The organism is Micromonospora sp. WMMD708, from assembly GCF_049315245.1.
GTDB lineage: Bacteria > Actinomycetota > Actinomycetes > Mycobacteriales > Micromonosporaceae > Micromonospora > Micromonospora wenchangensis.
Map to the genome: position 1 here is coordinate 6,578,461 of NZ_CP186060.1, position 16,624 is coordinate 6,595,084.

At 74.3% G+C, this 16,624-nt stretch carries 17 protein-coding genes; 7 read left to right on the forward strand and 10 right to left on the reverse strand.

Annotated features, from left to right (window positions below):
- Window positions 1–4 precede the first annotated feature (4 nt).
- The 4 genes from ACN260_RS29215 to ACN260_RS29230 all read right to left on the reverse strand — a co-directional run bounded on the left by ACN260_RS29215 (window position 5) and on the right by ACN260_RS29230 (window position 2,837).
- The gene (locus tag ACN260_RS29215) at window positions 5–907 is read right to left on the reverse strand and encodes a sulfurtransferase (protein WP_422753977.1); all 903 of its coding nucleotides are present in this window, start codon (window positions 905–907) and stop codon (window positions 5–7) included.
- Window positions 908–1,028: 121 nt separating this feature from the next.
- Window positions 1,029–1,511, reverse strand: coding sequence for an imidazolonepropionase-like domain-containing protein (locus ACN260_RS29220; RefSeq protein WP_422753978.1), 483 nt, complete (start codon window positions 1,509–1,511; stop codon window positions 1,029–1,031).
- A gap of 1 nt (window position 1,512) precedes the next feature.
- Window positions 1,513–2,283 carry an SGNH/GDSL hydrolase family protein gene (locus tag ACN260_RS29225; RefSeq protein ID WP_422753979.1) on the reverse strand — a complete coding sequence of 257 codons (771 nt, stop codon included), beginning with the start codon at window positions 2,281–2,283 and terminating at the stop codon, window positions 1,513–1,515.
- 191 nt (window positions 2,284–2,474) lie between these two features.
- On the reverse strand, window positions 2,475–2,837 hold the full coding sequence (locus ACN260_RS29230; RefSeq protein WP_422753980.1) for a hypothetical protein: 363 nt from the start codon (window positions 2,835–2,837) through the stop codon (window positions 2,475–2,477).
- 221 nt (window positions 2,838–3,058) lie between these two features.
- On the opposite strand from ACN260_RS29230, the gene ACN260_RS29235 reads away from it, so the two are divergent.
- Together ACN260_RS29235 and ACN260_RS29240 are read left to right on the forward strand one after the other, a co-directional pair.
- The gene (locus tag ACN260_RS29235; RefSeq protein ID WP_422753981.1) at window positions 3,059–3,862 is read left to right on the forward strand and encodes a helix-turn-helix domain-containing protein; all 804 of its coding nucleotides are present in this window, start codon (window positions 3,059–3,061) and stop codon (window positions 3,860–3,862) included.
- Window positions 3,853–4,047 (forward strand): DUF397 domain-containing protein, encoded by a 195-nt coding sequence (locus ACN260_RS29240; protein ID WP_422753982.1) that lies wholly within the window; start codon window positions 3,853–3,855, stop codon window positions 4,045–4,047. The genes ACN260_RS29235 and ACN260_RS29240 overlap by 10 nt, the downstream gene beginning before the upstream one ends.
- Before the next feature lie 48 nt (window positions 4,048–4,095).
- Here the strand turns inward: ACN260_RS29240 and ACN260_RS29245 are convergent, their stop codons facing one another.
- Window positions 4,096–4,830, reverse strand: coding sequence for a class I SAM-dependent DNA methyltransferase (locus tag ACN260_RS29245; protein WP_422753983.1), 735 nt, complete (start codon window positions 4,828–4,830; stop codon window positions 4,096–4,098).
- 177 nt (window positions 4,831–5,007) lie between these two features.
- Between ACN260_RS29245 and ACN260_RS29250 the strand changes: the two genes are divergently transcribed.
- The 4 genes from ACN260_RS29250 (at window position 5,008) to ACN260_RS29265 (ending at window position 8,515) form a co-directional block, all read left to right on the forward strand.
- Window positions 5,008–6,807 carry a proline--tRNA ligase gene (locus ACN260_RS29250; RefSeq protein WP_422753984.1) on the forward strand — a complete coding sequence of 600 codons (1,800 nt, stop codon included), beginning with the start codon at window positions 5,008–5,010 and terminating at the stop codon, window positions 6,805–6,807.
- 58 nt (window positions 6,808–6,865) lie between these two features.
- Window positions 6,866–7,285: a CBS domain-containing protein gene (locus ACN260_RS29255; RefSeq protein WP_204958392.1), complete on the forward strand. Its 420-nt coding sequence runs from the start codon at window positions 6,866–6,868 to the stop codon at window positions 7,283–7,285.
- Window positions 7,286–7,436: 151 nt separating this feature from the next.
- Window positions 7,437–7,862, forward strand: a complete 426-nt coding sequence (locus ACN260_RS29260) for a SufE family protein (protein WP_088647203.1) — start codon at window positions 7,437–7,439, stop codon at window positions 7,860–7,862.
- Window positions 7,863–7,882: 20 nt separating this feature from the next.
- Entirely contained in the window at window positions 7,883–8,515 is a 633-nt protein-coding gene (locus ACN260_RS29265) for a DsbA family oxidoreductase (RefSeq protein WP_422753986.1), read from the forward strand.
- A gap of 97 nt (window positions 8,516–8,612) precedes the next feature.
- Here the strand turns inward: ACN260_RS29265 and ACN260_RS29270 are convergent, their stop codons facing one another.
- The 5 genes from ACN260_RS29270 to ACN260_RS29290 form a co-directional block, all read right to left on the reverse strand.
- Window positions 8,613–9,161, reverse strand: a complete 549-nt coding sequence (locus ACN260_RS29270) for a YbaK/EbsC family protein (RefSeq protein WP_204958389.1) — start codon at window positions 9,159–9,161, stop codon at window positions 8,613–8,615.
- Between the two features lie 89 nt (window positions 9,162–9,250).
- A complete protein-coding gene (locus ACN260_RS29275) occupies window positions 9,251–9,445 on the reverse strand; it encodes a hypothetical protein (protein WP_422753987.1) in 195 nt (64 codons plus the stop codon).
- A gap of 107 nt (window positions 9,446–9,552) precedes the next feature.
- A complete protein-coding gene (locus ACN260_RS29280; RefSeq protein WP_422753988.1) occupies window positions 9,553–10,200 on the reverse strand; it encodes a GAP family protein in 648 nt (215 codons plus the stop codon).
- 51 nt (window positions 10,201–10,251) lie between these two features.
- Entirely contained in the window at window positions 10,252–11,622 is a 1,371-nt protein-coding gene (locus ACN260_RS29285; protein WP_422753989.1) for an MFS transporter, read from the reverse strand.
- An 83-nt stretch (window positions 11,623–11,705) separates the two neighbouring features.
- On the reverse strand, window positions 11,706–11,966 hold the full coding sequence (locus ACN260_RS29290) for a hypothetical protein (protein WP_088647198.1): 261 nt from the start codon (window positions 11,964–11,966) through the stop codon (window positions 11,706–11,708).
- A gap of 197 nt (window positions 11,967–12,163) precedes the next feature.
- On the opposite strand from ACN260_RS29290, the gene ACN260_RS29295 reads away from it, so the two are divergent.
- On the forward strand, window positions 12,164–16,600 hold the full coding sequence (locus tag ACN260_RS29295) for an HAD-IC family P-type ATPase (RefSeq protein ID WP_422753990.1): 4,437 nt from the start codon (window positions 12,164–12,166) through the stop codon (window positions 16,598–16,600).
- Window positions 16,601–16,624 lie beyond the last annotated feature (24 nt).

A 16,624-nucleotide genomic window follows, 5' to 3' on the forward strand; every position in this document is an offset into this window, starting at 1 on the left:
TTGGTCAGCCGGCCAGGCCGCCGGGCTGGTCGCCCCGGACCACGGGGGCCCGGACCAGGTTGCCCCACTCGGTCCACGAGCCGTCGTAGTTGCGTACCTGCGGGAAGCCCAGCAGATGGTGCAGCACGAACCAGGTGTGGCTGGACCGTTCACCGATCCGGCAGTAGGCCACCACGTCGTCGGCGGGGCTCAACCCGAGCTGGTCGGTGTAGATGGCCCGCAGCTCGTCGGCCGACTTGAAGGTGCCGTCGTCGTTCGCGGCGGACTTCCACGGCTTGCTCACCGCGCCCGGGATGTGCCCGCCGCGCAGCGCGCCCTCCTGCGGATAGTCGGGCATGTGCAGCATCTCGCCGGTGTACTCGCCCGGCGAGCGGACGTCGACGAGCGGCCGGCCCGCCGCCACGTGCGCCATCACCTGCTCCCGGTACGCCCGGACCGGCGCGTCGTTGCGCTGCGGCACCGGATAGTCGGCGCGCGGCCGGACCGTCTTCTCCCGGGTCAGCTCACGCCCCTCGGCGATCCACTTCTGCCGGCCGCCGTCGAGCAGCCGCACGTCGGGGTGACCGAACAGGGTGAACACCCACAGCGCGTACGCGGCCCACCAGTTGAAGTTGTCGCCGTAGAAGACCACCGTGTCGTCGCGGCCGATGCCCTTGGCCGCGCACAGCTCGGCGAAGCTCTCCGCGTCCAGGTAGTCCCGGGTCACCTGGTCGTTCAGCTCGGTGTGCCAGTCGACCTTGACGGCTCCCGGGATGTGACCGGTGTCATAGAGCAGCACGTCCTCGTCGGATTCGACCACGACGAGGCCCTCGTCGCCGAGGTGTTCGGCCAACCATTCGGTGGTGACCAGCCGCTGCGGGTCGGCGTACGACTGGAGGCGGGGATGCGGATCACTCGGCACAGACATGAGCCCCAAGTTACGCCGGAATCCGCGGCACCGACCGCCCAACGGCACCGGACCACCGCCGCCCGTCCCCGCCGGTCGGCGCACCCGTCCAGCGGGCCGGGCGGCCGAGGGGCCGGGCCGGTCAGGTGCGGCGGTGCACCAGGCGGCCGGCGACGACGGTGGCGAGGCAGCGGCCGTCGTCGGCGAAGACGGCCAGGTCGGCACGGCCACCGACGGTGAGGGCCGGGGGCCGTGCCGCGTCGAGGACGGCCACGTCGTTGCGGGCCACCGCTGCCCGTAGCGCCGGGTCGGTCAGGTGCGCGGCGAGCACCGCGCCGACCCCGACCCGCAGCAGCGCGTGCACCCGTTCGCGCGGGCTGGCCGCCGGGGGCAGCGGCCCGTCGTGCACCAGCGCCGGCCCGAGCGTGCCGGGCCACCGCCGCACCCGCACCGTCGGGTACGCCTGCGTCAGCTCCCCGGCCGGACCGACCGCCTCGATCCGGTCCCCGTCGACCAGCACCGCCCAGCCCGACAGCGACCCACCGTCGCCCGGGGCCGGCTGACCCGAAGACGGCCCGTCGTCCCGGGTGAGACGCAGCAGGGGGGCGGTGTGCAGGGTGCGCACGTCAGTCGGAGACCGGGCCGAGGACCGGGCGCTTCGCGGTGACCGTGTCGCCGGAGGACCGGCCGGTGAGCCGGCGGGTGATCCACGGGGCCAGGTGCCGGCCGACCCAGCTCAGGTCGGCGGCGCGGGCGGCGAGCCACGGGGTGGCGGCCGGGTGCTCCGGCACCAGCAGCCACTCCTCGTCGCAGCCCACCCCGAGCGCGGTCAGCACCTGGGCGGCGACCCGCCGGTGCCCGGCGGCGGACAGGTGCAGCCGGTCGGGGCTCCAGAGCATCGGGTTGAGCCGGTACGTGTCGTCGGCGAACAGGTCGACCAGGATCGCGCCGTGCCGCTCGGCGGTCTCACCGACGACCCGGTTGACCAGCTCGATCCGGGGCGAGACGAGGCGTTGGCCGGGCAGCCGGGCCAGCACGTCGGCGAACCGGAAGAGGATCACGTCGGCACCGTTGGAACGCAGTCGGGCCACCACGGCGTCGAACCGGGTCGCCAACGCGTCCGCGTCGAAGGTGCGTCGCAGCACGTCGTTGCCGCCGGCCGCGAAGCTGATCAGGTCGGGCTTCATGGCGAGCGCGGCGGGCACCTGCTCGGCGACGACGCTCGGGAAGAGGCGGCCCCGGATGGCCAGGTTCGCGTAGCCGAAGTCCGGCCCTGCCTCGGCGGCCAGCCGGGTCGCCACCAGGTCCGCCCAGCCCCGGTAGGTGCCGTCCGGGTACGCGTCGTCCATGCCCTCGGTGAAACTGTCCCCGACCGCCACGAAGCTTCGCCAGCGCACGCCGCCCCCTCATGCCCTCGTCGACCGCGGCGACCAGTGTGTCACCGGCCGACCGTCGCCTGTCGCCGCCCACCGCCCGAACGTGGCACAGGTCATCGACCGTCACCCCGCACCCTTGATCGACTCGCCTGGGCCGGCGTCGATCGACTCCTTTGGGTCGACATAGCGGTATCCCGCACCTTCGGACACCGCTATATCGGCCCCGTGCCGCCGCCCGGCGGGGGCGGGGTGGCCGGTCCCCGGCGGTAGGGGGCCCAGGCGACGAAGCGTTCGAACAGGTCACGTGGCGTCGGCCCGTCCTGCGGGTTCAGCCGGAACAGGTCGTGGCTCGCCTCGTGGTAGAGCCCGGACAGATAGACGGCCAGATCGACGGGCTGTGCGTCGTACTCGATGCGGAGCAGCAGCCGGGCCTCGGCGCACGGCCACGGGCCGCCGCAGGCCCGGCACACCCACAGCGGTCGCAGCGGCAGGTGCGCCCGGCCGCCCGGCGGATGGGAGCGGGGCCGGTCGGCGTACGGGCCGAGGCGGGGCACCGGAAACGGACGGGAGTTCACCGGTCTCGACCTCCTGATGGCGGTGGGACGGGGCCGCCCCTGCACGGGGGAATCACGGGCGGCCCCGCAGCGGGCCGGACGGAAGGCGACCCGCTGGTGACATTCTGGTGATGAGACCACTACTCTCGGAAGGCATCGACGCCGGCTCGGGCGAGGCCGGGTCGACGGCGAGGGCCGCCCGGTCGGACCGGGGAGGCGGCCGGGACGATCGTGGAGGACGTGTGGAAAGTGAACCGACCGCCGACCTGATCCGGGCACAACTACGCAGACTGCGGCTGCACGCGGAGCTGAGCCAGGAGGAGTTCGGCAAGCTGGTCCATTTCTCCGGCTCGCAGATCTCCGCCATCGAGTTGGGCCAACGCCCGTTCGACAGGCTTTTCCTCAAGCGGGCGGACGAGGTCCTGACGACCGGCGGGCTGCTCACCTCGCTGCTCAGGCTGGCCGAGCGCTACTCGCAACCGAACTGGTTCCGGCCCTGGCTGGAGGCCGAACGCCAGGCACAACAGCTCTGGTGTTACCACCCGACGCTCGTACCGGGTCTGTTGCAGACGGAGAACTACGCCCGTGCGGTGATCCGGGCCGACGACATGCTCAGCGACGACGAGGTGGAGCGGCGGCTCGCCGTCCGGTTGGACCGGCAGAGCGTACTCAGTCGTCCCCAGCCGCCGAAGCTGATCGCCGTGGTCGAGGAGGCGGTGCTCCGGCGCGCGGACGAGAGCTTCCGGGGCCTGATGGTGCAGCAGATCGCCCATCTGTTGGAGTGCGTCGACCAGCCGAACGTCAGCATCCACGTGATACCCGCCGAGGTCAGCACCCACGTGGGTCTCGCCGGCCCGTTCACGCTGGCGCTCGGCAACGACAGCGGTTGGGTCGGTTATCTGGAGAACCAGCTCGACGGCACCACGATCGACAAGGACGGGGAGCTGACTATCCTGATTGCACGGTGGGAGAGCGTCCGTAGCGAGGCCCTGCCCCACAACCAGTCGGCACTGCTGATGAAGGAAGTGATGACGTCATGGAGCTGACCGGTGCCACCTGGCGCAAGTCCACCCGCAGCGGCAACAGCGAGTGCGTCGAGGTCGCCGACGGTCTGCCCGGCGTCGTCGGGGTGCGCGACAGCAAGGACCCGGCCGGGCCCGTCCTCACCTTCGACCGCCGGGCCTGGCGCTCGTTCGTCGCCGCCACCGGCAAGGGTGTCGGCACCCACTGACCCGTCCCGGCCCACCGGGGCCGGTGGGGCCACGACCGGGGCCGACGGCTATGCCAGGCGGTAGACGGAGACGTGGGAACGGGATTCGGCGGTGAACTCGCCGCCGGTCCAGTCCGCGTGCCGGCTCTCCAGCGTGAACCCGGCGAGCTGCCCCATCAGGTCCAGCTCGGCGGGCCAGACGTAGCGGTGCGGGGTACGGAACAGTTCCGCCTGCCGGCCGTCGCCGAACCGGAAATGGTGGGACACCACGTGCTGCGTCAGCACGTCGTAGGTGTCCAGGCCGACGTAGCCGGGTTCGGAGTGCCACACCACCGCCTGCTGACCGGGCGGCAGTTTGCGCAGCTCGGGCACCCACAGTTCGACGACGAACCGGCCACCGGGGGCGAGGTGCCGGGCGGCGTTGCGGAAGCAGGCCACCTGCTCGGCCTGGGTGAGCAGGTTGGCGATCGTGTTGTAGACCAGATAGACGAGGGAGAACTCACCCGGGGCGGCGGCGGTCGCCATGTCACCGGCGACCACCGGGATGGTGTCCGCGTCCACCTTGGTGCGGAGCTGCGCGATCATCGGGGCGGACAGCTCGATGCCGGTGACCGGCACCCCCCGGGCGGCCAGCGGGACGGCGACCCGGCCGGTACCGATGGCGAACTCCAGCACCGGCCCGGCACCGGCGAGCGCGGCCAACCGGTCCACCGTCGGCCCCAGCACCTCGGCCGCGAACATGCCCTCGCCCGGGGTGTCGTAGTGCCGGGCAGCCTCGGCGTCCCAGATCTCCTCCTGCCGCATGCCCCGATGCTCACCGCCCCGGAAACCCATGTCCATCGAATTACCCCCACGCCACCCCGCGACCCCTCGTCCTCTCACCCCGCCCTCTCGCCCTCTTGATCACCGCGAAACGGGAGGGGCGGGGCGGCGGGCGGGAAAGGGATCGCTGGGTTCGGGGTGTGGCCTTACGCTGCGTCGATGTTGCTTCGTACGTCGACCATGCTGCTGCGGACCCTGCGCGAGGACCCGGCGGACGCGGAGGTGCCGAGCCACCGGCTCCTGCTGCGCGCCGGTTACATCCGCCGCGTCGCCCCGGGCGGGTACGCCTGGCTGCCGCTGGGCAAACTGGTGCTGGACCGGGTCACCGAGATCGTCCGGTCGGAACTGGCCGCGATCGGCGACCAGGAGGTGCACTTCCCGGCGCTGCTGCCGGCGGAGCCGTACCGGACCAGCGGCCGGTGGACGGAGTACGGCGACGACATCTTCACCCTCACCGACCGGCGCGGCGCCGAGCACCTGCTCGCCCCGACCCACGAGGAACTGGCGACACTGCTGGTCAAGGACCTGGTCTCGTCGTACCGGGACCTCCCGTTGACGATCTTCCAGATCCAGACGAAGTTCCGCGACGAGGCCCGCCCCCGGGCCGGGCTGCTGCGCGGGCGGGAGTTCCTGATGAAGGACGCCTACTCGTTCGACCTGGACGACGACGGCCTGCGCGCGTCGTACGCCCGGCACCGGGCGGCGTACCAGCGGGTCTTCGACCGGTTGGGGCTGGCGTACTCGGTGGTGCGGGCGGTCTCCGGGGCGATGGGCGGCTCGGCCTCGGAGGAGTTCCTGGCCGGCACCCCGGTCGGCGAGGACACCTACGTCGGCTGCACGGCCTGCGACTACGCGGCGAACACCGAGGCGGTGACGACCCCCGCCCCGGCCGGCGGCGACCCGGACTCGCACCGCCACGCCGAGGTGCACGACACCCCCCAGACGCCGACCATCGCCGCGCTGGTGGCCCTCGCCAACGACCGGAAGCTCGCCGGGCGGCACGACTGGACCGCCGCCGACACCCTGAAGAACGTGGTGCTCGCCGTACGCCGGCCCGGCGCGGACACCCCCGAGGTGCTGGTGATCGGGCTGCCCGGCGACCGGGAGGTGGACCTCCGGCGGGTCGCGGCGGCCCTGCACCCGGCCGACGTGGCGGTCTTCGACGACTGGGCCGCCCACCCCGGGCTGGTCCGGGGCTACCTCGGGCCGCAGGTGCTGGCCGAGCTCGGCCTGCGCTACCTGGTCGATCCCCGGGTGGTCACCGGCACCGCCTGGCTGACCGGGGCCAACGAGCCGGGGCGGCACGCCACCGACGTGGTGTGCGGGCGGGACTTCGTCCCCGACGGCACCATCGAGGCGGCCGAGGTCCGCCCGGGCGACCCCTGCCCCGCCTGCGCCGCCGCCGCTCCCGGCGGCACCGGCACCGCCCGCACCGGCGGCGGCGAGCTGACGATCCGGCGCGGGATCGAGATCGGGCACATCTTCCAGCTCGGCCGCAGGTTCACCGACGCGTTCGCCCTCGACGTGCTGGGCGCGGCGGGCAAACCGGTCCGGCCCACCATGGGCTGCTACGGCATCGGGGTGTCCCGGGCGGTCGCGGCGATCGCCGAACAGCATCACGACGAGCGGGGGCTGGTCTGGCCGGCGGCGGTCGCGCCGTGTGACGTACACCTGGTGGTGGCCGGCAAGGGGGCGCAGCTCGACGCGGCGCTCGACCTCGGCGGCCGGCTGTCGGCGGCCGGCCTGCGGGTGCTCGTCGACGACCGGGCCACCGTCTCGGCCGGGGTGAAGTTCACCGATGCCGAGCTGATCGGCATCCCGTGCGTCGTCGTGGTCGGCCGCCGACTCGTTGACGGGTACGTCGAGGTGCGCGACCGGGCGACCGGCGGACGCGACGAGGTGCCGTGGGACGGCCTGGCCGACCACCTGCTGAGTCGGGTTCGCGGCAACGGGGTGTAGCGGACGCGCCACGGGGTACCGAAGTCGGATCGACTACGGGTGTTGTACGGAGGCTCTCATGTACCGGGTCAGTGACGTGATGACCAAGCAGGTGGTCTATCTGTCGGCGGAGACCACTCTGGACGAGGCGGCCAGGGTGATGAAGGAGGCCGATATCGGGGACGTGGTGGTCACCGACGGTTCCACGCTGGCTGGTCTGCTGACCGACCGGGACATCGTGGTCCGGGCGGTGGCCGAGTGCAGCGACCCGGCCAGCACCTCGATCGGCTCGATCATCACCCGGGAGGTGGTGATGATCGAGCAGCACGCCACGGCCGGCGAGGCGGTGGCGTTGATGCGCGAGCGCAACATCCGGCGCATCCTGGTCTGTGACAACGAACGCAAGCTCGTCGGCATCGTCTCCCTGGGTGACCTGGCGATGCAGCTCGACCCCAGCTCGGCGCTGGCCGACATCAGCGAGGGCGCCCCGAACAACTGAGCCGGGCACGACAGCCGGCAGTGGGGACGACGGCCGGGGCGCGCGGATGACGTGGCCGGGGGCAGGTGGACCCACCCCCGGCCCCAGCGGTGACCCCGGCCGGCGCCGACCGTCGGGCAGGGACGACAGGGGACGGCGGTAGCCTGGCGGAATGCCCGAGATGCCGACGAAGCTGGCCGAGATCGTCGAGGAGTTCGCCGACGCGCCCCGCGACGTGGTGCTGGAGATGCTGCTGGAGTACGCCGACGTGGTCCCGCCGCTGCCGGCCGGGGTGGACCGCGACGACCTGGAGCAGGTCCCCGAGTGCCAGACGGCGTTCTTCCTGCGCGCCGAGGTCGCCCCGGACGGCACGGTGACCACCGTGTTCGACTGCCCACCCGAGGCACCGACCACCCGGGCGTTCGCCGGCATCCTCGCCGAAGGGCTGGCCGGGGCGAGCGCCGCACAGGTGCTCGACGTGCCGGACGACCTCTACCAGCGGATGGGCCTGGCCCAGGCGATCAGCCCGCTGCGGGTACGCGGCGGCACCGCGATCCTGGCCCGGCTCAAGCGGCAGGTACGGGAACAAGCGGGCTGAGCTGGGGGTTGTCTCCGGTCATGGAGATCGAGATCTACGCCGACGTGGTCTGCCCCTGGTGCTACATCGGCAAGCGCCGCCTCGAACAGGCCCTCGCGTCGTACGACGGCGAGGTGACCGTCAGGTACCGGCCGTTCCAGCTCGACCCGTCACCGGTGACCACGCCCCGGCCGCTGCTCGACGCGCTGGCCGCGAAGTTCGGTGGCCGGGAGCGGGCCGAGTCGATGGCCGGTCAGGTGACCCAGGTGGCCGCCGGGGTGGGGCTGACGTTGAACTTCGACCGGGCGGTGAGCGCCAACACCTTCGACGCGCACCGGCTGGTCCGGTTCGCCGACGAGCACGACCGGGCGGGTGAGCTGGTCGAGGCGCTCTACCGGGCGCACTTCACCGACGGGGTCGACGTCGGCTCGCCGGAGGCGCTGGTGGCGTTGGCCGCCTCGGTCGGGCTGGACGAGACCGGGGCGCGCGAGTACCTGGCCTCGAACGCCGGCCGCCGCGAACTGGCCGCTGACCTGAGCACCGCCCACCAACTCGGGGTGACCAGCGTGCCGACCTTCGTCCTCGCCGGCAAATACGGCGTCACCGGCGCGCAGGAACCCGAGACGCTGCTCGCCGCCCTGACCGAGGTCGCCCAACGGGAGTCGACCGCCTGACACCCGGCGGGAGTCGGCCGCCTGACGCCCGACCACGCCGGGGCGGCATCGACCGGCACGATGTTTCACGTGCAACAACATCGATGAATAGTAATGGCTAGGCCGGCCGGGCCAGGCCTTCCACCACCCTCGCCCCGGGCAGCGCGCCGAGCGCCGGCCCCGGCAGGGCGATCTTGCTGTGTCGCACGCCGGAACCGATGATCACGTGCGGGGTGGCGATCACCCGGGCGTCGACCAGGATCGGCCAGGACTCGGGCAGCCCGATCGGGGTGATCCCGCCGTACTCCATCCCGGTCGACTCGACCGCCTCGGCCATCGGGGCGAAGCTCGCCTTGCGGACGTCCAGCGTCCGGCGGACCACCCCGTTGACGTCCGCCCGGGTGGTGGCGAGCACCACGCAGGCGGCGTACCGGATCTCACCCTCCCGCTTGCCGGCGATCACCACGCAGTTCGCCGACACGTCCAGCCCCACCTCGTACGCCGCGCAGAACGCCGCCGTGTCGGCCAGGGTGGCGTCGATCGGGGCGACCAGCACGGCGTCGACGTCGACGGGGGCCTGTGCCGGCCACGCCGTCAGCGCGGCGGCCACCGGCGCCGCCAACAGGTCGGGGCGGGTCCGGGCGGGCTCGGTCTGCAAGGTTCCCATCACGGCAGCGATCCTCGCACCCCGGGCCGCGGGCCGCCCGTCGGGCCACGCCCGCAGGCCACCGGGGATGCCGCCACGGGTCCGGCAGGTCAACTGCCGCCGAGGAAGGAGTTCTCCCGCAGGAACGCCCGGTCGTCGGCCGACGCCGACTGCGCACCCCGCAGCACCTGGGGCCGGCGGGCCTCCAGATCCTCCATGCCGTGTCGCACGGCGAGACGGATCACCCCGTAGAGGAAGACCAGGCCGAAGACGTAGAGCAGCACCGTGACGACGAAGACCACCATGGCGTCACGGTAGGCAGGCCCGGAACCCGTAGCAGGCTCATCTTCGGCCGTTCCCCCATACGTGTCGGCCGGATGATCGGCGGCACGCCGAGCACCCGGGCGCGTCCTCACTTCAGCAGGTCGACGACGGTCAGCACGAGGAAGAACCCCACCACCGCCTCGCTGATGATCCACGAGTGCCGGTCCGCCCAGTCGCGCATCCGGGGCAGCACCCGGTCCGCCCGGTCGCCGAGCAGCAGCAACGCCAGCAGCGGCAGCGCGAGCAACAACAGGGTCAGCAGCACGAACGGCACCAGGTGCCACCACGGCAGCCCGTGCCGGGCGGCGGTCGCCCCCACCGTCACCATCGTCAGGTCGTCGGAGGGCATCACCACGAACAGCAGCAGGCCCAGCCGGAACGCGTACCCGAAGCCGGCGTGCTGGAGGCGACCCATCCACCCGGGTTCGCCGGCCGAGTGCCGCCGGAGGAACACCACCACCGCCAGCACCACCAGCAGTGCCAGCACCACCCAGTCGATGACCGTCTCGACCGGCTTGCGGCCACCACCCCCGCCGCCGCCCCCGGCCGCGCCCCTGACCAGCCGGAAGACCAGCCAGGCGAGGGTCGTACCGGGGGCCACCACGACCGCCGCGCCGGCCAGGAAACCCGCCGACGCCCGCCGGGGCCGGTCACCGGAAGCGAGGAAGACCGCCGCCACCAGCTGCGTACCGGCCACCATCACCACGGCCATCGGCAGGATCGTCAGGAAGTTCATCGCCCACCATCCTCGCCGTCGGCACGGCCGGCCCGGCGGGATTCGCCCGGATCAGACGCTCCGCTCCCCGGCCGGCACCACCCGGCCGGCGAGCAGCGCGCCGAGCAGCGCACACGCCACCGCCACGGCGAGCGTCCCCGCGTACCCGGCCGGGCCGGGCGTCGTCCCGGCGGCGAGCACCGTGCCGGTCAACGCCAGCACGGTGGCGGTGAACAACGAGTCGGCCAGTTGCAGGGAGGAACTGTTGCGGCCCTGCTCCTCGGGGGCCGACAGGGCCAGCGTCAACACCGACAGCGACGGGAACGTCAACCCCATCCCCAACCCCGCCACCGCCCAACCGGCCACCCCGACCGCCACCGGCACCGCCGGCCAGACGGTGAGGGCGACGGTGGCCGTGCCCCCCGCCACGCAGGCCAGCCCGAGCCGGGGCAGGGTCGCCGAGGACCGTGGCGGCGGCAGCCGACTCTGCGCCCAGGAACCCACCGACCAGGACAGCGCGCCGACGGTCAGCACCAGCCCGGCGGCGGTCGGCGAGAAGCCGCGTTCCCGGGACAGCATCAGCGGGATGACCACCTCCGCTCCCGCGAACGCCGCCGCCGCCAACCCGCGCAGGCCCACCACCGTCGGCAGACCCCGGGCCACCCGCAGGAACCCCGCCGGCAACAGCCGGGGCGCGCAGACCCCCAGGCCGGCCAGGGCCACCGCCACCAGGGTCACCGCGAGCACGCCGCGCTGCTGCCCCCCGTGGTGCAGCAATGCGGCGCTCACCCCCGCCCCGGCCGCCCACCCGATCCGGGCCGCCGCGCCCGCCGCAGGCCCGGCCGGCGGCGGGCGGTGCAGCGTCCGCAGGCCCGACTCGACCAGCAGCACCGCCGGCAACGCCACCACCGGTACGGCGAGGAAGACCCACCGCCAGCCCAGGTACTGCACGATCAGCCCGGCCAACGCCGGCCCGACCAGCGACGGTACGACCCACGCCGCCGCGAACGCGGCGAACACCCGACGCCGCAGCTCCTGCGGGTACGCCTGCCCGACCACCACGTACAACGCGACGGAGAGCAGGCCGGAGCCGAAGCCCTGCACCGCCCGGCCGACCACCAGGGTGCCCATCGCGTCGGCGCACCCGGCGACGAACAGGCCGGCGACGAACAGGCCGACCCCGGCCCACATCGGCCCCCGGGGGCCCCGGGCGTCGCACCAGATCCCGGAGAGCACCATGGCCAGCACACCGGCGGCGAACGAGCCGCCGAAGGCGAGCGCGTACAGCCCCAGTCCGTCCAGCGCGCGGGCCACCGTGGGCATCGCGGTGCCCACCGCCAACGCCTCGAAGGCGAGCAGCGACACCAGGGCGACGCTGCCCACCGTCATCGCCCGCAGGCGCGGGTCGTAGAGGCGGGGGGCCGGCGTCAGGGTGGCGGTCACCGGGGGACACCGGGTGGCAGGTCAGACATGCGCCCAGCCTGCGACCTGCACCCGGGTTCAGGTCAAGGGTGAGCCCGGTCTCGTCAGGCCGACTCCAGCGCCTCCCCGAGCCCCTTGGCCAGCCCCGACAGGTGCTGGTCGGCGAGCAGGTGACCGGCGGTGATCACCAGGGCGAGCGGCCACTCGATGACCTGGAGGGCGGCGAGCACCCCCAGCCCGGCGTAATAGGCGATCTTGTCCGGCGGGGGCACCGCCACCTCGCCCAGCATCGGCACCTCCACCCGCCGGGTGTACGCCCGGACCATCTCGTGACCGCCGCTGAGATGACGCGTGATCGTGCTCATTCCGGCCTCCCTGCCGCTCGTCGGGTCGTCAGCGGAATTCCACAGGCACCGCCGTCCATGCCCCGCCACCGGCGGAAACTTCCCTCGGCCGGGGGGCATAACGGACGTCCGACCGGGAAGCCAGGCCGCCTGACGAACGTGGGAGGCGAGATGGGGTACGGCGGCAGCGGGCGGGACCGATCCGCCCGTACCCCTCGATGACCATGCTGGGCCGGGTCGCCGGCCGGGTCCTCCCGTCGGTGCCGGTGCCGCCGCTGCTCGGCGGGGCGTCCCGTACCGTCGGTTCGGCCGCCGGCCGGCTGGCCAGGGTGGCCGGGTTGACCCGCCGTCGGGTCTGGTCCCGCGACGGCCGGCACCACATCGAGGTGCACGGCGTCTGCCAGGACGGCGGCGACCGGCTGGCCTGCCAGGTCGAGGCGGCGTTGGAGCGGCTGCCCGGGGTGGCCTGGGCGCGGGTGAACGCCCCCTCCGGCCGGGTCGTGGTGGCCGTCGAGGACCCGAAGCCGAAGCTCGCCACCCTGATCGACACGGTGGCCCGGGTCGAGCGGGTCTGCCCGCACGAGCCGGACCCGGAGATCCCGCCCCCGCACCCGCCGGAGGACGGGCCGCGTACCCCCCGGACCCTCGGCGCGCTCGCCTCCGACGCGCTGGGCCTGACCATCTCCGCCGCCACCCGTATCCTGCCGTTCACCCCGGTACCGGGCGAGGTGGCCGGCCTGCTCACCGCCGTCGACCTGCACCCGAAACTGCACGACCTGGCCGGCCGGGGCTGGCGCGCCGACCCACGCGCCGAGGTGCTGTTCCCACTCGCCGAGGCGGTCGTGCAGGGGCTGACCGGCGGCTGGGCCGGCATCGTCCTCGACGGCGCGCAACGGATCGTGCAGTGGGGTGAGGCCCGCGCCCAGCTCGCCGCGTGGACCCGGGCCGAGCCGGGGCTGACCGGTGACCCGCGACGCGCCGTCGCCCGGTCACCCGGCCCCGGCCGTCCCTGCCCCCGACCCGACGGCCCCGTCGAACGGTACGTCTCGACGATGCTCGCCACCGGGGCCGCCGCCGGGGCCGCCGCGTGGCCCGTCGCCGGCCCGAAGCGGGCCGCCGCGCTCGGGCTCGCCGCGCTGCCCAAGGCCCCCGGCAGTGGCCGCGAGGGGTACGCCGCACAACTCGGCCGGGTGCTGGCCCGGCGCGGCGTGATCGCGATGGACCGCAGTGTGCTGCGCGAACTCGACCGGATCGACACGGTGGTGCTGGACGCGGTCGTGCTCGGCTCGCCCCGGGGTGTCCTCGCCGACCTGGCCCCACTGGCCGGCACGGACACCGGGGAGGTGGCCGGCCGGGCGTTCGCCCTGTTCGACCCCGACCATCCGGACGAGACCCACGAGGACGACGGTTGGCGACTCGGGCCACTGGCCGGACTCGACGCCGCCGACCCGGGGGACACCCCGCAGAGCCGGCGGCTGCGCGCGACGGACGGTCCCCTGCTCGGCCTCGCCCACGGTGACACCCTCGCCGCCGTCGTCCGGGTCACCCCCGAGCCGGCGCCCGGCGTCGACGCGCTGCCCGCCGCCGCCCGGCACGCCGGCCTGCGCCTGGTCGTCGCCGGCCCCGACCCGCAGCGGTACGGCTTCGCCGACGCAGTGCTGCCCGGCGGGGACCGGCTCGCCGGATCCGTCCGGGCCCTGCAACGCGAGGGGGCGGTGGTGCTGCTGGTCTCCGGCGACCGGGCGGCGCTGGCGGCGTCCGACTGCGGGCTCGGCGTGGCCGCCCCCGACGACCTGCCCCCGTGGGGTGCCCACCTGCTCGTCGGCACCGACCTGCGGATTCCGGCACTGCTGATCGAGGCGGCCGGGGTGGCCCGGCGGATGACCGGGCAGAGCATCCGCCTCGCCATGGCCGGCACCGGACTCGGCGCGCTGGGCGCGTTCACCGCCGCGCCGACGCAGCTTCCCGGCCGTAGCCTCGCCGCCGTCAACGGCGCGGCGGCGCTGGCCTTCGCCAACGGGGTGTGGCGGGCCCGCCGGCTACCCGACCCGGCCGCGGCCCCGGCACCGGCCGCCACCGCCTGGCACCTGATGCCGGTCCCGACCGTGCTGCGCCACCTCGACACCGGCCCGGACGGGCTCACCGACGCCGAGGCGCGACGCCGGCACCGCGTCGACCCGGACCCGTCGGCCGGGCCGGTCGGCCTGTTCCGGGCGTTCGTCGACGAGCTGGCCAACCCGCTCACGCCGGTGCTGGCCGCCGGTGCCGTCCTGTCGGCGGCGTTCGGCTCACTGGTCGACGCGGCCCTGGTCGGCGGCGTGGTCGGCGGGTCGGCGCTGGTCGGGGCGGTGCACCAGCGCAACACCGACCGGGCGCTGGCCGAGCTGCTGTCCCGCTCGGCGGTCACCGCCAGGGTGCTGCGGGACGGTGCGGAACGGGTGACCGCCGCCGAGGACCTGGTCTGCGGCGACGTGGTGATCCTCGGCCCCGGGGACGCGGTGCCCGCCGACTGCCGGGTGCTCACCGCCGACGGTCTGGAGGCCGACGAGTCGTCACTGACCGGTGAGTCGCTGCCGGTACCCAAGGGAGCCGCCCCGGTGGTCGCCGCCGCCCTCGCCGACCGCGCCTCCATGCTGTACGAGGGCACCACCGTCGCCACCGGCCACGGCACCGCCGTCGTGGTCGCCACGGGTGCCGCGACCGAGTCGGGCCGCAGCCTCGCGCTGGCCCGGCAGGCTCCACCGGAGAGCGGGGTGGAGGCCCGGCTCGGCCGGCTCACCCGCTCGGCGGTCCCGCTGGCCGTCGCGTCGGCGGTCGCGGTGGCCGGGGCGGGGCTGCTGCGGGGCGTACCGCTGGGGCAGACGGCGGCGACCGCCGCGAACCTGGCCGTGGCGTCGGTGCCGGAGGGGTTGCCGTTCCTGGTCAGCGCGGCCCAGCTGGCCGCCGCCCGACGGCTGGCCGAGCACGGCGCGCTGGTCCGCAACCCGCGCACCATCGAGGCGCTGGGCCGGGTCAACGTGCTCTGCTTCGACAAGACGGGCACCCTCACGGAGGGCCGGCTGCTGCTCGCCGGGGTCGGTGACGGTGACCGGTTCGCCCCCGTCGACCGGCTCGACGACGAGCTGCGCCGGGTCCTCGCCGCCGGGCTGCGCGCCACCCCGTACGCGGACGATCCGCAGGAGTTGCCGCAGCACACCGACCGGGCGGTCCGGTATGGCGCACGGCAGGCGGAGACGACGGAGCAGACCGGTGCGCACGGGTGGACGGCGGTGGGTGGGCTGCCGTTCGAGCCGTCCCGGGGTTACCACGCGACAGTCGGGCGGACCGCCGACGGCCTGCTGCTGAGCGTGAAGGGTGCCCCGGAGACGGTGCTGCCCCGGTGCGGCGCGTGGCGGCTGCCGGGCGGCCGGGACGAGCCGCTGGACGACGGACGACGGGAGCGGCTGCACGGTGTGCTCGCCGACCGGGCCGGGGCGGGGCACCGCATCCTCGCCGTCGCGGAGTGCCGGGTCGGCGCCGAGACGGTCACCGACGACGAGGTACGCGGACTGGTCTTCGTCGGCTTCCTCGCCCTTGCCGACGGGATACGCGACAGCGCCGCCCCGGCGGTCCGCCGGATCAGGCAGGCCGGCGTGCACACCATCATGATCACCGGGGACCATCCGGCCACCGCCGAAGCGATCGCGTCGGCGATCAGCCCGGATTCCGACGGTCAGCGGGTGGTCACCGCAACCGACCTGGACCAGTGGGACGACGCTGAGCTCGGTGAACGGCTCAGCCGTACCGACGTGGTGGCCCGGTGCACCCCGGCACACAAGGTACGGATCATCCAGGCGTTGCAGAAGTGCGGGCGGACCGTGGCGATGACCGGGGACGGCGCCAACGACGCCCCGGCGATCCGGCTGGCCGACGTGGGCATCGCCCTCGGCCAGCGGGGCACCCCGGCCGCCCGCGCCGCCGCCGACCTGGTGGTCACCGACGACCGGCTGGAGACCATCATCGCCACCCTGGTCGAGGGACGGGCGATGTGGTCGTCGGTACGCCACGCGCTGAGCATCCTGGTCGGCGGCAACCTCGGCGAGATCGCGTTCAGTGTGCTCAGCGCCGCCGTCACCGGCCGGTCGGCACTCAACGGCCGGCAACTGCTCCTGGTCAACCTGCTCACCGACCTGGCGCCGGCGCTGGCCATCGCCGTCCGGCCGCCCGACGCCGACCACGCCGACGGCCTGCTCCGCGAGGGGCCGGACGCCTCCCTCGGCGGCACCATGACCCGGGAGATCGGGCTGCGCGCCGCCGCCACCACCCTCGGGGCGACCGCCGGTTGGACGGTGGCCCGGTGGACCGGCCGGGAACGACGCGCCGGCACCGTGGCCCTGGTCTCGCTGGTCGGCACCCAGCTCGGGCAGACCGTCCTGGCCGGGGGCACCAGCCCGACGGTGCTCGCGTCGACGGCGGCGTCGGTCGGGGTGCTCGCCGCCGTGGTGCAGACGCCCGGGGTGAGCCAGTTCTTCGGCTGCACCCCGCTCGGCCCGGTGGGGTGGACCATCGCCGCCGGGTCGGCACTCGGCGCAACCTTCGCCAACGGCACGCTGACCCGGCTGGTGGAACACCTGCCGGCCCGGGGCCGGCCTGCCGGCCCGCCGCCGGCGGGCTAGACCTTCGGCGGGGTCATCGGGGGC

Bases quoted from the DNA above. Each gene is read 5' to 3' on its own strand.
- ACN260_RS29280 (WP_422753988.1), bottom strand. From the start codon at position 10,200: ATGAACTTCCTGACGATCCTGCCGATGGCCGTGGTGATGGTGGCCGGT.
- ACN260_RS29295 (WP_422753990.1), top strand. From the start codon at position 12,164: ATGACCATGCTGGGCCGGGTCGCCGGCCGGGTCCTCCCGTCGGTGCCG.
- ACN260_RS29245 (WP_422753983.1), bottom strand. From the start codon at position 4,830: ATGCGGCAGGAGGAGATCTGGGACGCCGAGGCTGCCCGGCACTACGAC.
- ACN260_RS29265 (WP_422753986.1), top strand. From the start codon at position 7,883: ATGGAGATCGAGATCTACGCCGACGTGGTCTGCCCCTGGTGCTACATC.
- ACN260_RS29260 (WP_088647203.1), top strand. From the start codon at position 7,437: ATGCCCGAGATGCCGACGAAGCTGGCCGAGATCGTCGAGGAGTTCGCC.
- ACN260_RS29240 (WP_422753982.1), top strand. From the start codon at position 3,853: ATGGAGCTGACCGGTGCCACCTGGCGCAAGTCCACCCGCAGCGGCAAC.
- ACN260_RS29250 (WP_422753984.1), top strand. From the start codon at position 5,008: ATGTTGCTTCGTACGTCGACCATGCTGCTGCGGACCCTGCGCGAGGAC.
- ACN260_RS29290 (WP_088647198.1), bottom strand. From the start codon at position 11,966: ATGAGCACGATCACGCGTCATCTCAGCGGCGGTCACGAGATGGTCCGG.
- ACN260_RS29215 (WP_422753977.1), bottom strand. From the start codon at position 907: ATGTCTGTGCCGAGTGATCCGCATCCCCGCCTCCAGTCGTACGCCGAC.
- ACN260_RS29255 (WP_204958392.1), top strand. From the start codon at position 6,866: ATGTACCGGGTCAGTGACGTGATGACCAAGCAGGTGGTCTATCTGTCG.
- ACN260_RS29275 (WP_422753987.1), bottom strand. From the start codon at position 9,445: ATGGTGGTCTTCGTCGTCACGGTGCTGCTCTACGTCTTCGGCCTGGTC.
- ACN260_RS29270 (WP_204958389.1), bottom strand. From the start codon at position 9,161: ATGGGAACCTTGCAGACCGAGCCCGCCCGGACCCGCCCCGACCTGTTG.